Annotated in this window: 13 protein-coding genes, 1 pseudogene and 2 riboswitches; of the genes and pseudogenes, 10 read left to right on the top strand and 4 right to left on the bottom strand. The window is 36.6% G+C overall.

Annotation, left to right across the window (positions count from 1 at the left end):
• The 7 genes and pseudogenes from V7147_RS14230 to V7147_RS14200 all read left to right on the top strand — a co-directional run.
• Positions 1 to 402, top strand: a pseudogene (locus tag V7147_RS14230) (3-deoxy-8-phosphooctulonate synthase); the annotation flags it as partial.
• A gap of 13 nt (positions 403 to 415) precedes the next feature.
• Positions 416 to 1,396, top strand: coding sequence for a KpsF/GutQ family sugar-phosphate isomerase (locus V7147_RS14225; protein WP_335368511.1), 981 nt, complete (start codon positions 416 to 418; stop codon positions 1,394 to 1,396).
• Entirely contained in the window at positions 1,397 to 1,930 is a 534-nt protein-coding gene (locus V7147_RS14220) for a KdsC family phosphatase (RefSeq protein ID WP_335368510.1), read from the top strand.
• 99 nt (positions 1,931 to 2,029) lie between these two features.
• Entirely contained in the window at positions 2,030 to 3,229 is a 1,200-nt protein-coding gene (locus V7147_RS14215) for an acyltransferase family protein (protein ID WP_335368509.1), read from the top strand.
• Positions 3,230 to 3,299: 70 nt separating this feature from the next.
• On the top strand, positions 3,300 to 5,486 hold the full coding sequence (locus tag V7147_RS14210) for a right-handed parallel beta-helix repeat-containing protein (RefSeq protein WP_335368508.1): 2,187 nt from the start codon (positions 3,300 to 3,302) through the stop codon (positions 5,484 to 5,486).
• A gap of 52 nt (positions 5,487 to 5,538) precedes the next feature.
• Entirely contained in the window at positions 5,539 to 6,255 is a 717-nt protein-coding gene (locus V7147_RS14205) for a metallophosphoesterase family protein (protein WP_335368507.1), read from the top strand.
• Positions 6,256 to 6,335: 80 nt separating this feature from the next.
• Positions 6,336 to 7,310, top strand: coding sequence for a metallophosphoesterase (locus V7147_RS14200; protein ID WP_335368506.1), 975 nt, complete (start codon positions 6,336 to 6,338; stop codon positions 7,308 to 7,310).
• A gap of 48 nt (positions 7,311 to 7,358) precedes the next feature.
• Here the strand turns inward: V7147_RS14200 and V7147_RS14195 are convergent, their stop codons facing one another.
• From V7147_RS14195 to V7147_RS14180, 4 genes are all read right to left on the bottom strand, one after another.
• Complete coding sequence (locus V7147_RS14195; RefSeq protein WP_335368505.1) at positions 7,359 to 7,688, bottom strand: helix-turn-helix domain-containing protein; 330 nt, start codon at positions 7,686 to 7,688, stop codon at positions 7,359 to 7,361.
• 130 nt (positions 7,689 to 7,818) lie between these two features.
• Complete coding sequence (locus V7147_RS14190) at positions 7,819 to 7,959, bottom strand: anti-repressor SinI family protein (RefSeq protein ID WP_335368504.1); 141 nt, start codon at positions 7,957 to 7,959, stop codon at positions 7,819 to 7,821.
• 35 nt (positions 7,960 to 7,994) lie between these two features.
• Positions 7,995 to 8,084, bottom strand: a riboswitch (cyclic di-GMP riboswitch).
• Positions 8,085 to 8,462: 378 nt separating this feature from the next.
• On the bottom strand, positions 8,463 to 9,257 hold the full coding sequence (locus V7147_RS14185) for a YqhG family protein (RefSeq protein WP_335368503.1): 795 nt from the start codon (positions 9,255 to 9,257) through the stop codon (positions 8,463 to 8,465).
• Positions 9,235 to 10,926: a DEAD/DEAH box helicase gene (locus tag V7147_RS14180; RefSeq protein ID WP_335368502.1), complete on the bottom strand. Its 1,692-nt coding sequence runs from the start codon at positions 10,924 to 10,926 to the stop codon at positions 9,235 to 9,237. The genes V7147_RS14185 and V7147_RS14180 overlap by 23 nt, the downstream gene beginning before the upstream one ends.
• A 297-nt stretch (positions 10,927 to 11,223) precedes the next feature.
• A riboswitch (glycine riboswitch) is annotated at positions 11,224 to 11,317 on the top strand.
• 191 nt (positions 11,318 to 11,508) lie between these two features.
• Between V7147_RS14180 and gcvT the strand changes: the two genes are divergently transcribed.
• The 3 genes from gcvT to gcvPB are packed head-to-tail and all read left to right on the top strand — an operon-like array spanning position 11,509 to position 15,439.
• The gene (gene gcvT / locus V7147_RS14175) at positions 11,509 to 12,612 is read left to right on the top strand and encodes a glycine cleavage system aminomethyltransferase GcvT (RefSeq protein WP_335368501.1); all 1,104 of its coding nucleotides are present in this window, start codon (positions 11,509 to 11,511) and stop codon (positions 12,610 to 12,612) included.
• A 27-nt stretch (positions 12,613 to 12,639) separates the two neighbouring features.
• On the top strand, positions 12,640 to 13,986 hold the full coding sequence (gene gcvPA / locus V7147_RS14170; RefSeq protein ID WP_335368500.1) for an aminomethyl-transferring glycine dehydrogenase subunit GcvPA: 1,347 nt from the start codon (positions 12,640 to 12,642) through the stop codon (positions 13,984 to 13,986).
• Entirely contained in the window at positions 13,979 to 15,439 is a 1,461-nt protein-coding gene (gene gcvPB, locus V7147_RS14165; RefSeq protein ID WP_335368499.1) for an aminomethyl-transferring glycine dehydrogenase subunit GcvPB, read from the top strand. Before gcvPA ends, gcvPB begins: the two co-directional genes overlap by 8 nt.
• Positions 15,440 to 15,689: the final 250 nt, after the last annotated feature.

Below are 15,689 nucleotides of genomic sequence, written 5' to 3'. Positions count from 1 at the left end.
CCATGGGATATGAAAAACATCGTAGTAAAAATAAAAGAATCGGGAAATGACCAAATTTTGCTGACTGAGAGAGGTACAACGTTTGGTTATAACAATTTAGTTGTTGATATGCGTTCGCTGCCGACAATGAAGGAATTGAATGTTCCAGTGGTCTTCGATGCAACACATAGTGTACAGATTCCTGGTGGATTAGGAACGAGTACAGATGGAAAGAGGGAGTTTGTTCCTTATCTTTCCCGTGCAGCAGCTGCTGTTGGGATAGATGCTTTATTTTTAGAGGTTCATCCCAATCCCGAACAAGCTTTATCTGATGGTCCGAATATGATTAAACTTGATGAACTTGAAGAATTTCTTAAACCGATAGTCGAAATTGATCGACTCATTAAATCGTTGGGAAAATAAGGAGGTATAAGCGGTGGAAAATGTGTTAACCGAATATGAGCATACTACCACGATTAAAGAAGTTTTAAAGGATGAAGCCCAAGCTATCATGACTTTAGCCGATGGTGTAAATCAAAATATGGCTAAAGTAATCAACACCATACTTTTGTGTAAAGGGAGAGTTATTGTAACTGGTGTCGGGAAATCTGGAATTATTGGTAGAAAAATAACTGCAACGTTAGCTAGTACTGGAACACCTTCTTTATTTTTGCATCCAACCGAGGGTCTTCACGGTGATTTGGGAATGGTAACCGATTCTGACATTGTATTAGCATTATCTAAAAGTGGGGAATCTGAAGAAGTAATTAATATTATACCTTCTATAAAACGAATAGGTGCAAAGTTAATTGCTTTTGTCGGAAATGAACATTCTACTTTGGCAAATAAAGCTGATCATGTTCTTTGCATAGGCAAGGTGAAGGAAGCTTGTCCTTTAGGTTTAGCACCTACGACAAGTACAACTTTAATGTTGACGTTAGGTGATGCAATGGCAATCGCCCTTTTAAAAGCCCGCAACTTCTCATCCGAAGATTTTGCTGTTTACCACCCAGGTGGGACTCTTGGAAAAAGATTATTGCTTACTGTTAATTCCATTATAGAAATTACTGAAAAGAACCCCATAGCATTCATTTCAAGTACGGTTAAGGATGTTATTTTTGACATGACTGAATCAGGATTAGGGGCAACTTGCATTATAGATCACAATGGAAAATTAGTAGGTATCATTACAGATGGTGACATTCGTAGATCTTTAGGAAAATTCCGGGATATTATGAATGTTAGCATTGAAGATATATATAACGAAAATCCTGTAACAGTTATACAAGATGCCTTGGCTGTTGAAGCATTGAATATCATGGAAACTCAAAAAATCAATGTTTTACCAGTTGTAAATGAAATGAATGAGCCAATAGGGATGATTCATCTGCAAGATATTACGAGGTTGGGGTTTTAAATGATAATAAATAATGAAATTAAATTAATCGTATTAGACGTTGATGGAGTTCTAACTGATGGAAAATTATTGATTGGATCTGACGGTGTTGAATATAAGAGTTTTCATGTGAAAGATGGTATGGGTATTAGTTTGGCAAGATTCCAAGGGGTAAAGGTTGCCATTATTACTGGAAGAAAATCGAGATCTGTAGAGGTTCGGTCAAAAGAACTGCAAATTGACTTTTTATACCAAGGTATTATAAATAAAGAAGATGTTTTACATGAAATTGTTACAACACTTGATATTGATTTACAAAATGTATTTTATATGGGTGATGATATTAATGATTTACCAATAATAAGATCTGTTGGCTTTTCTGCCGCTCCTAAAGATGCTTCAGAAATTGTAAAAAGGAACGTAAACTTTGTAAGTAATTTTGCTGGTGGAAGTGGGGCGGTAAGGGAAGCAATTGAATTTGTGTTGACACATCAAAGTGATTTCGATTCTTTAGTCCAGAATTATATTAATGCGAAAATCAAGATGTATCAATAATATGGATTTCTAGACTTAAAGATATAACTGACCAATAGCTATGTTAACTTTTCAAAAGATCTTGTCGTTCTTAATGAAGAATAAATAGAGAGGTGTTAAATGCAAAGGCGTTTCGTTCAATTAGATTCACTACGTGGATTGGCAGCAATCACTGTTTTCTTTAGCCATATTTTATTAGTTAGTAAAGTTCCACTAATAAGCATCCCCATATCATCTGTTTTTTTATTACCTTTGAATATTTTAGCCGGAAATAGTTCATATTCATTCGTTAATTTTTTCTTTGTGTTAAGCGGGTTTGTATTGTTTTTACTATGCACGAGGGGCAAATCATTTTCCTACAATTCCTTTGTTATTAAAAGACTCTTCAGACTTTACATTCCGTATATAGTAGCAATAATAATTTCCATTACTGCATGTGTGTTTTTTTCAAAAAAGGGAATTAACGAATTAAGTGGGTGGTTTAATCTTTCTTGGAAGGTACCACTCACGTTGAAGGATATGGTAGATCATATTTTGATGATTGGAAACTTTAATACCAATCTATACAATAATGTAATTTGGTCGTTAGTACAGGAAATGCGTGTTTCTTTAATTTTTCCAATATTGGCTATTATTATTTATCGGGTAAAGTGGAAGATTTCATTGCTTTTATGTATTTGTTTATCCTTCGTAAGTGGTCTTAATAATATTTTCCATTGGGAGAAAAACTGGGGATACCATACATCGTTTTTTGCTACGTTACAAATTATTTCAATGTTCATATTAGGAAGTCTTTTGGCAAAACACTTAAATAAAATGATTGAACTTTATTTACGTTTTACAAGAGTAAAAAAAATAATGCTCTTACTTTTTACCATTGCTTGCTTTATTTACAATGAGGTTTTGACAGTCATCGCGAATTATTTAGGAATTTATTACTATGGTGAAATAATGAGTGACTATTCTATAGGAATAGGATCCGTTTTACTTATATTCATTTCACTTGCATCTGGTAGGGCACATTCGTTTTTAATAATAAAACCGCTGTTATATTTAGGAAGAATTTCATATAGTCTTTATCTATATCATTTGCCTACACTTTTTAGCCTGGTTTATCTTTTTTACAAAATAATCCCTCTTTGGATTATTTTTATTATATCGATTCCTTTAGCTATCTTGCTTGCCCATTTTTCATGGTTGTTAATTGAAAATCCAGCAAATAAATACGGGAAACGTATTGCCGATAAAGTTGAAACAGTAGTGAAAAAGAGACTTGCAAATAAAGGAAATAAAAGATTTGATAAATATCGTATTTCTTAATCTGTTGGATCATCGAGTTCAAACTGAAAAGGTTAAATTTATAATGTAAGATTTTTAAAGGAATGATTGGATGAAAAAATGGAGATATTCTTCTATATTGTCAGCTCTCCTTTTTGGAGTTATTCTGCTTCTAGGTGCATTTTTTATGTTACTACAGCAAGTCTCAGATAAAAAAATATCGACATTACAAAATTTAAAAGAAGGAACAAGTTATGTCAAAGCGGCTGCTAATGTTTATAACCTTGAATTAACTAAATGGGGTATATACAATGACGGTAGCCATCCTAAAGAAACAACGAAAGGAATCAATGACGCATTGAAATGGGCACAGGAACAAGGCTTTACAACGTTTTATGTCCCAGCAGGGAACTATTTAGTTTCAAAAGGAAAATCGGAGGATGATCCAGACGCTAGAATCAATATGGTTTCAAATATGACATTCATACTCGATGGAAATGCGGTTATCCAAAAAGAAACAAACGGTTTTGAAATATACTCTACCCTGTTTCTTGATTCCGAAGTCGACAATGTGACAATAAAGGGGGGAACAATACGGGGAGATAGAGAAACCCATGATTATTCCCAAAAAGGAGAATATACAGAAGGAACACATGAATGGGGAAATGGAATTAATACAAAAGGAGCAAGTAATATCATCATTGATGGAGTGAAAATCGAGAAGTTTACTGGGGACGGAATTGAAATTGGTGGTGCAACGATATACGGGGAATATATTACAGAAGAAGATCTAGAATTAGGCGGAATAAATGATGAAGGTAAACCTGTATTTCAAAAAGGAAAAATTCGCTCAAATAACTATGATGTAGAGAATTTCAACAATCCTATTTATAGCAACCCGCATTATCGAAATGTAATGATGTGGATTCCTAACGGAGTAGAAGAAAATTACGATATCTTCTTTTATCGTAAGGACGGTAGTTTTATTAAATCCGATAGAGATCAACATTTTAATTCTACATGGGGATTTTCCGACGTTTCCGATGATGCAGACTATTTCAGGGTTGTGTTTAATAGTGATACTACCGAAGATGTGCAAGTAAATAGGATGACAGTAGCAATTACAAAAAATATGACAATTAAAAATTGTGATATTGGGCATAACCGCCGACAAGGTATTACGGTTGGTGCTTCCGATGATATTAAAATCATAAATAATAAAATTCACAATACAAGCGGGACCGCACCCGAAAGTGGAATTGATATTGAACCTGGATTTTACCCTGCAATTAATACTCTGATAAAAGGCAATCAGTTCTTGAACAACAAGATTCATATGGTTTTTGCTTATGGTGGAAATGCTAGGGTTGAAGAAAACTATTTTGGACCAAATTTAACAAATGGTATCGGTTTCTCGATTAATCCAGCATACTATGGCGCCAATGTTACCAACAACGAGTTCGACCACACTAACTTTGTAACTTGGGGCAATACTAAATTCCTTGGTAATAAATTAATCTCTAGTTCAGCGAGTTTCGAAGGTGGTTCGGCCGTAGTTGTAGATGGTGTTGACGGGGTAGATTCCAGTTTAGGTTTCACCCAAACGGAAGATGGTGGAATCAAGGTTTCAAATATAATGCTTAAGTCAACGAATTATCAAACAACCTCTGGTGGTATTGCAGTTTATGGCGAGCCAATTCACATTACAAACATAACACTGCAAGGAAATAATGAATTCAGTGGAGATGGTAACAGTGAAAGCGTGTATGATCATATAAACTTTAATAACACACCTGAAATGAGCATAGCACCAGGTACATATACTAACTGCTCTACAAATGTGGGAGAGTTTGCACTAAATATTCCAGGTAGCATTAATTTTCATAAATGCAAATTTATAAACACAACATTTTATACTTATAATCAGGAAACAGAAGCTACTTTTCAACATTCATCCTTTGATAATGATGAAAGTATAACCAGTCAAATCATTTTAGCTATGGAAGCTAAAGAAATTAGTATTCTAAATAATACATTTAATTCTATCGTGAATGAAAGAGGAGATTATCCCATTATTCAAATAGGGCGGGATGCTTCTGCACATAATCCAACAAAAGTTATGGGGGCAACTGTAGAGGGAAATAAAATCTCCAGTAACATAACAAGAATGGGAATCGATACGGTTAATGGCGGTGTTGGAGCATCGTCTTACCTCATTAAAGATAATATTTTGTACAAAGCAACTCTAAACTTAAAATCAAATGATATTAATAAAAATAACCAAATGTTCAGCAATTAATCTTTTATAAAAACAGTTAGAAAAATAGATTTTTAGAAAAGAGGTTCTAAGCATGAGACTCGCGTTTATTTCTGATATTCATGGTAACGCATTAGCTCTAGATGCAGTTTTGAACGATATTCAAAGTAGAAATGTTGATAAAATCGCTGTTTTAGGGGACTTTTGCTTTAGAGGACCTGAACCAAAGCGTTCTTTGGAATTAGTAAGGAAAATAACTACAGATGTACTAAAAGGAAATGCTGATGAGTGGGTAGTTCGCGGTGTAGATGAAGGAGAAGTACCAGATGCGGCGTTAGAAATAATGAAAAAGGAGAGAGAGTGGACTTTTTCAAAACTTGATGATGAAGCGATTGACTATTTAAAAAATCTACCGACCGAACTTAATTTTCAACATAAAGGGGTAAACATCCACGCATTTCATGCCACACCTGATAGCCTGTTTGAAATTGTTAAGCCCGATGATAAAGACGAAATGATTGTTGAAAAACTAATGAAGAACGAGGCAGATATTTACATTTATGCCCATATTCACAAACCATTTATTAGATTCATAAACGGTAAATGCATAATAAATACAGGAAGTGTTGGACTGCCCTTCGATGGGCAAAATAAATCTTCTTATGCACTAATTGATATTGGAGAAGATGACTACGAATGTAGAATTGTAAGGGTTTCTTATGATGTTCAAAAGGTTATTAAACAATTCGATGAAATGGACTATCCCAATTCTGAATTAATGATTACTCTTTTGGAACAAGCAAAAGTTTAGTTCAATTAATTGCGGAATAGGAAAAAATGAACTAACCGCCATTTTGAACGTAGGTATTATTTGAATCTGGAGGTACTACCTTGAGGAAAAAAAGAGTAATTATCGGATTGTTCCTAATTACTTTAATAACCATAGTATTTATCGTTTGGGATAATCGTCGATTTATAGTTGTTGAGCAAGACATCTTTATGAAAGACCTACCAAACTCCATAGAAAACTTTCGGATTCTGCAAATTAGTGATCTTCATGAAAAAGAATTTGGTTCTTCCCAAAGCAAATTAGTGAACAAAATCAATGGATTGGATTATGACGCAATTGTTTTTACTGGGGATATGCTGGATCATCCGGAAAGTGAAAATGTAGACGGCTTTTATCAACTACTGGAAGGGATTAAAAATAAGGAGAATGCTTGGTTTGTCCCAGGAAATACCGATCCTAATAGTTACCAGTTTGAGGGAGAATTACAAAAAGGTAAATTTATTCAAGGGATGGAGGCAAGAGGTGTTTATTTATTAGAAACCAGTGCAAAGATTGAAATGGGTGGAGATGCTGTCCATTTCGTTAACTTTGAATTATCAATTACCAAAAACCCGGAACAAAAGATGGCTGGAGTTATATATCCTAGTTATCAGTTTGAACCCTGGTATGTGGATTATATACGGGATCAATGGTCAACATTACAAGAAACATATAAAACAATAGTGGATAAGGACATCGTAATCGCATTAAATCATTATCCTGTACCAGATCCAAGAATTAATTTTATTCAGAATGACCCTGAAACCAAGTGGCGTGATTTTGATCTCATTATCGCTGGTCATTATCATGGGGGGCAATTACGTATCCCTATAATTGGGGCTATTTTCATCCCGGATCCATGGTACAGAAGGAATGGCCTTTTTCCACCGCAGGATCGGGTAAAAGGGCTGTGGGAGTATCAGGGAACTAAGCAATATGTTAGTACTGGATTAGGGAGCAGTGATGCTTTACCATTTTTGAAATTTCGTTTATTTAATACACCGGAAATTAATCTATTAACATTAAAAGGGAAATAAAAAAGCCCTTCAAGAGATGAAACCTTTTCACCCTCCTGAAGCGCTTTTTTATTTGTTGGTATTTTTCCATTTGTTAAATTCTAAGAATGCCCTAAATTCATCCTTTGAAACTCCGGATTTCATTGCTTCTTGTACAAGTTGTGCCCAATCAGAATCAAGATCTTCTATTTGAACTTCGTGATCCTCGTCGTGGAGTAGAGTATTTACTGATACCCCAAGGACCGCGGAAATTTTCTCTAAAAATTGAATAGAAGGATTTGATTGAAGGTTGCGTTCGATGGAACTTAAATATGATTTTGCAACCCCAGCTCTTTCAGCGCATTCAGATAAGGATAATTTTCTTTGCAATCGGTATTGTTTGATACGTTGACCAATCATAAAATCCACCTTCCTCCATTTATGATTATAACATAAAATGAAGAGGTTTGTTTTGTATGACGAACGAATTATTCAAATATTTTGCGAGAAACTACGTTTTTCTAGGAGTAGGAGCGGGTTTCACTGTTCTTTATCCAATCAATGAGTCAAGCCCGTCAGCTTTTTCTGCAAAGAATGCTTTGATTTCATTCACACTAATTCCCATATCTAGTGCTTCTAAAATTAGATCTACCCATTCTTGATCGAGTGTTTCGTTTTCTACTTTAATCATACTTTCCAATACCCTCCCAAAATACAATTAGTATTCCAGGCAACCCAGCCGTCGTAATTGGAATCTCCAACCTTAGACCTGTGACTTTGCGTCCCTATTTTTCAATAGGTTTGCCTTTTTCTGTTCGAACCTCAGCTGACCGACCTAAACCGATAGTCCATATATGTATAGAACCTTTGTATTACATTTAGAAGTATAAAACATGGATAATAATATTTCTGTAAAAAACTGTCGATTACAAAATATTCACAAAACACAAACAATTACTTGTCCAATGCATCGAAAAATGCCCACTTTTTCCTATTTATGTAGAATAGACTCGAAGGATAGGGAGAAGGACCTAGGATTTGTTAACTATGAGAAGAGGTGGGTTAATACATAACGACGTTTCGATGTGGCTTTTTGTAAATTTTCCAATTAAATGTAAGGTATTTGTCGAACGATTTATTTAAAAAACACCCCAAAAAAATGTAACCTACCCCCAAATATGAGGATAGGCTATATTACATCGCATTTTGACAAAGATAAAACAATCCGCCATTGATGATTTCGACAAGAACTTTTGGTTCGTACTGATCCCTTAGTGCTTCTTTTTCAATTTCATAGCTTTCTGGTTTTTCGTCGATTCCCTCGTAAAAAGCATCTAACAGGGCTAAGTCCTCATTCCAACGCTGTCTTGCTTCATCTGCCCATGCGTGATCCTGTGTTTCCACAAAACCTCTCACATATTGCTGAAGTCGATTGATACCACTTTGTGGCTTAACCAACGGGGACATCGTATACGTTAGATCTGGTATTTTCGGAGTAAGTGGCAGTTTTTCAATCTTCTCCTGAAAATCCTCAACAATGATTCCGTTAATAAGCTGCAAGCCGAGTGACATTAATACATCACGCTTACGGTCACTTTTATAGGAAACCTTCACGTTTAACCCGATCCATGGGTAAAGTGGTGTGTTTCCTTGGGTTCCAGGTGGTGTTTGCTGATACAATCGAATGTAGCTTGCTAGTTTTTTTGTTGATTCAAAAATTTGATGCAAACGGGGGGCGCCAAAGTGGATGAAGTCACCCTTTACATTTTCGGGTGTTTGGTCCCGGTCTGTAATTAACGTTAGCTTCATTGGATTCGGTTCTCCACCGGTTTTTTCAACATATGTCCAATAAAAGGGGCGATTCATGAGTTGCTTATCTAAATCAATTGTCAATTGGACTGTCATATGCCCGGAATGTCGTTCAAGAATTTCACAATGATTTGATATAAAATATTTCTCTAGAAAATTAACGATTTCCTGTTGCTGCACGCTGCTCACCACCATTTTGTTCTTCAAAACTAATAATCGAAGTTAAATTCTCCATCTTAATTTTCATTTCACCCTCGCTCCGAGAACGAAGCATGATGTCCTGAATATGATCTTCAATATTACCAAGATCGAGCCTTGTTAAAATATCATCCAACTGCCCAATGACACGCTCAAACAGATTAATTTTTTCATATAACAGCTTCAAAATATGCTCTTCAACCGTATTCTTGGTTGCAAAATTATAAATATGAACATCTTTTTCCTGACCAAGACGATGAATACGCCCAATGCGCTGCTCGAGTCTCATCGGATTCCAAGGGAGGTCATAGTTGATAATATGATTACAAAATTGCAGGTTAATTCCTTCTCCACCGGCTTCAGTTGCAATTAACACCTGGAACTTCCCTTTAAACAATTCTCTCATCCAATCCTTTTTCCCGCGCTTGAATCCGCCTCTAAAAGGAACCGATGAAATTCCGTTTTGCTGGAGGAACCATTGTAAATACATTTGGGTTGCACGATACTCCGTAAAAATAATCACTTTATCATCAATTTGCTTAATTAATTCAACTGCTTTTTCTGCCTTTGAGTTTTGCGTTACCTGTTCAACCTTTTTCATGAGTCCCAATACCATATCTGTAGGGGCGGCAGCACTGCCATCCTCATTCTTTTTCTCGAGCATCTTCTTCAATGTAAAATAGACGGCCTCACGACTACTGCAAGCCTCTCTTTGTAAGGTCAGAATCGAGAACATACTTGAAGCAAAGCCTGAAAAGCTAGACCGATAAGCAGAAATCGCATTATATAGCTCTTGTTCAGTCTCTGAAAACTCAATTGGTACGGCCTCAACTTTCCGTTTTGTCCACTCTATTCCCGTATCATCACGACGATTCCGAATCATTACTTTATTGACCAGTTCCTTCAAATGCTCATGATCATCGATAGAGCGGCTCTTTTTTCCGAATGATTCCTCAAAATTTTCCTGATTCCCTAAATGTCCAGGTTTCAGCAATGATACAAGATTAAAAATCTCATCAATTCGGTTTTGAATCGGGGTTGCTGTTAATAGTAAACAAAACTTCTTTTTCAAGTTTTGAACAAATTCATAGTTTTTTGTTTTATTGTTTTTTAGCTTGTGAGCCTCGTCAATGATGATTAAATCGTAATCCTGCTCATATACAATTTCCCGATGTGGACTTCTTTTTGCTGTATCAATAGAAGAAACAATGACATCATATTGCTCCCACATATAGCTCTTTTTCTGCTGGACTGCAGGAATATAAAACTTTTGATTTAATTCTGAAGCCCATTGGGATACAAGGGATGCTGGGACAAGAATCAGCACTTTTTTTACAAGTCCACGAATCATATATTCTTTTAAAATTAGACCTGCCTCAATTGTTTTTCCGAGCCCAACCTCATCCGCTAAAATGGCTTTTCCATTCATTTTTTCAACCACTTGCTTTGCAACTTCAAGTTGATGGGGAAGTGGTGTTAACTGTGGTAAATGCTTAGGTGCCTGAAGACCTTCGAATTCAGGTATCGACTGGTGTTTTTCCACTTCATATGCAAGTTTATATAACTCCCAGTTCGCCCAAGGACCGTCTTCGTCAATTCTTTGCAAAAAGTCACCTTGCCACGACTGATCAAATTCAAAATCGACATTCATATATTCACAGTCCTTTCTTAGTTGATATTGGTATTTATATAGAAGAAAGTGAACTTTTTCTTAAAAACCGAACATTTTACCAAAAAAATAAGTTAATGTTAAGAAAATAATATATTGCCCAAATCGCCGGATGATGGTAGGATGAAGTTAGTTCGAAAACGCTTTTCTATGCTTAATAGAAAGGTTTAGCGAATTTTTCTATTTGATAAAAACGTGTGCTTTTGGGCTAGACTTGGATAATTTTCCATAGTCGTTTCGTTAGTATTACCAAAAAAATGAAAAATATGAAGACCGCGAATGATGACAAGGGGAGAGACTACAACTTTGTAGCGCCGAAGGAGCAAGCAAAACTATTTGTGAATCTCTCAGGCAAAAAGACTCTTGTTTGACGCAACTCTGGAGAGAGCCGAATTTCGGCCACCAAAGGGGCAAACCCTATTAGAGGGTAAACTTTCAGGTGCAAGGACAGAGACTTCACACAACTGTGGAGTTTATCTGTCCTTTTTTACGTTTTCAGAATCTTTTGGTTTTGACGTAAAGACCCAAATACCAATTTAAATGATGTGTTAGGGAGGAATCGGGTTGACTGAATTAAAACGAACACCATTATTCGATGAGTATCAAAAGCATGGTGCCAAAACAATTGATTTTGGCGGATGGGATCTCCCTGTCCAATTTTCAAGTATTAAAGAAGAACATGAAGCGGTTCGTACAAAAGCAGGTCTTTTTGACGTTTCACACATGGGTGAAATCGATGTGAAAGGAAAAGACAGCTTAGCGTATCTCCAAAAATTGATGACAAATGATGTTTCAACTTTAAAAGATGGCGCTACACAGTACACTGCGATGTGCTATGAAAATGGTGGAACAATTGATGACCTACTGATCTATAAGATATCCGATGAACATTATTTACTAGTAGTAAATGCCTCAAATACAGAAAAAGATTTTGATTGGTTAAAAGAGCATGTCTTTGGCGATGTGGAAGTGGTGAATATTTCAAACGAGATGGGACAAATCGCACTTCAAGGCCCACTAGCTGAAGCTATTTTACAGAAGCTAACAAATACCAATTTAAGTGAAATCAAGTTTTTTAAATTTCAAGACGAAGTCGAAATGGCAGGCAAGAAGACACTTGTTTCAAGAACTGGCTATACAGGTGAAGATGGCTTTGAAGTATATTGCCAAGCCGATGACACTCCTTATCTATGGAGTGCAATCTTAGAAGCTGGTGAACCACTAGGGGTATTACCTTGTGGATTAGGTGCGCGAGACACGTTGCGCTTTGAAGCAAATCTTGCTCTTTATGGACAAGAACTTTCTAAAGATATCACGCCAATCGAAGCTGGAATCGGCTTTGCGGTGAAACCAAATAAAGAAGCTGACTTTATCGGAAAAGCTGAATTAAAACAACAAAAAGAAGAGGGAGCTCCTCGAAAAATCGTTGGAATCGAAATGATTGATAAGGGAATTCCGCGTCATGGCTATGAAGTTTATGTAGGTGACGAGCAAGTTGGTGAAGTGACAACAGGTACACAATCGCCAACCCTTCAAAAAAATATTGGTTTAGTCCTTATTAAATCTGAACATGCGGAACTAGGAACAGAAGTTGAAGTCCAAGTTCGTAAAAAACGTCTTAAAGCAGTTGTGGTGGCAACACCTTTTTATAAGCGTCCCAAAAAATAAATGGAGTTGTGGGAAAGGGGTACATTCATGAAACATCGTTATTTACCAATGACGGAACAAGATAAAAACGAAATGCTTCAAGCAATCGGCGTATCGACAGTCGATGAGCTTTTTAGTGATATTCCAGAAAGTGTTCAATTTAAAGGTGAATATAAGATAAAGAAGGCAAAATCAGAGCCTGCTTTAATGAAAGAACTTTCTGTCCTCGCTGCAAAAAATGCTGATTTACGCCATAATGCTTCGTTCTTAGGAGCAGGAGTGTACGACCACTACATGCCAGTTATTGTGGATCATGTTCTATCACGTTCAGAATTTTATACAGCATATACACCATACCAACCTGAAATTTCTCAAGGTGAGCTACAAGCCATTTTTGAATTCCAAACAATGATTTGTGAGTTAACAGGTATGGATGTAGCAAACTCCTCTATGTACGATGGTGGCACTTCTTTGGCAGAAGCGGCAATGCTAGCATCTGGTCATACAAAAAATAAAAAAGTACTTGTTTCAGGGGCAGTTCATCCGGAATCAAGGCTTGTTCTTGAAACCTACGCGAAGGGTCAATACATTGAAGTAGTTGAAGTTCCAACAAAGAACGGCGTAACGGATGTTGACGCACTAAACTCTTTAATGGATAACGACGTAGCGTGTGTCATTGTTCAATATCCAAATTTCTTTGGTCAAATTGAGCCTTTAAAAGAAATCGAGGCAGTCGCTCACACAGGTAAAAGCATGTTTGTTGTTTCAAGTAATCCATTAGCACTTGGTGCATTAACACCTCCTGGAAAACTCGGTGCTGATATCGTTGTCGGGGATGCACAGCCTTTCGGAATTCCAGCAGCATTTGGTGGACCTTACTGTGGATATTTCGCTGTTACAACAAAATTAATGCGTAAAGTTCCTGGTCGTCTAGTTGGACAAACAGTTGATGAACAAGGAAAACGTGGCTTTGTTTTAACACTTCAAGCACGTGAACAACATATTCGTCGTGACAAAGCGACATCTAATATTTGTTCAAACCAAGCCTTAAATGCATTAGCAGCATCTGTTGCGATGACAGCATTAGGTAAAAAAGGTGTAAAAGAAATTTCAACCCAAAACATTCAAAAAGCCTATTATGCAAAGCAACAATTTAAAGCAAATGGTTTCGAAATTCCGTTTGAAGGACCATTCTTTAATGAATTTGTTGTAAAAGTAGGTAAATCGGTAAAAGAAGTAAATGCTCGTTTAATAGAAAAAAGAATGATCGGTGGTTACGATCTAGCCCGAGATTACCCAGAACTTGAGGGATATATGTTAGTGGCTGTAACTGAGCTTCGTACAAAAGAAGAGATTGATACTCTTGTAAAAGAATTGGGGGATAGCCATGAATAAGCAAGATCAACCATTAATTTTTGAACTTTCAAAGCCAGGTCGAATTGGTTATAGTTTGCCAGAATTAGACGTACCTGAGGTAAATATGGATGAAGTGATCCCTAGTGACTATCTTCGCGTAGAGGAGCCGGAGCTACCGGAAGTATCAGAATTGGATATCATGCGTCATTACACTGCATTGTCAAAACGTAATCATGGTGTTGATTCAGGATTTTATCCATTAGGATCATGTACGATGAAGTACAATCCAAAAATTAATGAAAATGTGGCTCGCTATAATGGATTTGCACATATCCATCCATTACAAGATGAAAGCACAGTTCAAGGTGCGATGGAGCTTATGTATGACCTACAAGAGCATTTAAAAGAAATTACGGGAATGGATGAAGTGACCCTTCAACCAGCGGCTGGTGCACATGGTGAGTGGACTGGATTGATGATGATCCGTGCATATCACGAAGCAAACAACGATACTGCTCGTACAAAGGTAATCGTACCTGACTCAGCGCATGGGACTAACCCAGCATCAGCAACAGTAGCAGGATTTGAAACAATTACAGTAAAATCCGGAGAGGATGGACTAGTCGATTTAGAGGATTTACGTCGAGTAGTCGGCTCAGATACTGCTGCATTGATGTTAACAAACCCGAATACTCTAGGCCTGTTTGAAGAAAACATCCTGGAAATGACAGAAATCATCCACTCTGCTGGCGGTAAAGTATATTATGACGGTGCAAACCTAAATGCGGTATTAAGTAAAGCTCGCCCTGGAGACATGGGGTTTGATGTCGTTCACTTAAACTTACACAAAACCTTTACTGGTCCACATGGTGGTGGAGGTCCAGGCTCAGGTCCTGTAGGAGTAAAGGAAGATTTAATTCCATACTTACCAAAACCAGTACTTATAAAAACAGAGGAAGGATATCACTTCGAATATAATCGTCCACAATCAATTGGGCGCGTTAAACCTTTCTATGGAAACTTTGGAATCAATGTTCGTGCCTATACGTACATTCGATCAATGGGGCCGGATGGTCTTAAAGCAGTAACTGAAAATGCTGTTCTTAATGCAAATTACATGATGCGTCGTCTAGAACCATATTTTGATCTACCATATGATAAGCATTGTAAGCATGAGTTCGTAATCTCAGGTAGACGTCAAAAGAAATTAGGTGTTCGTACATTAGATATCGCAAAACGATTACTCGATTTCGGATATCATCCACCAACCATCTACTTCCCATTAAATGTTGAGGAATGTATGATGATTGAACCGACTGAAACCGAATCAAAAGAAACACTGGATGATTTCATTGAAGCTATGATCCAAATCGCAAAAGAAGCTGAAGAAAATCCAGAAATCGTTCAAGAAGCACCACACACTACAGTTGTAAGTCGACTAGATGAAACATTAGCTGCAAGAAAACCTGTTTTACGCTATCAAAAACAATAATATATATAGAAGAGATTCGTCCTGTTTTGGATGAGTCTCTTTTTTTACCATTAATTACCGTGGTTAAAAGTATTGAAAAAAGAACTGGAGGCTGATAATATAGATTAAGTCATCACGACAACGTGATTGATTGAGTCACAACTTTTAAAAAGATAATTGATTTCAAAAAAAGTTGTTGACACGAAAGATTTATTAATGTTATATTAGTAAAGTCGCTTCTGAGCGGCGGGTCAAAAAGTTCTTTGAAAAC

The organism is Bacillus sp. JJ1521 (genome assembly GCF_036965165.1).
Lineage (GTDB): Bacteria > Bacillota > Bacilli > Bacillales > Bacillaceae_L > Ferdinandcohnia.
This window is presented reverse-complemented; position numbering and strand designations above follow the sequence as displayed.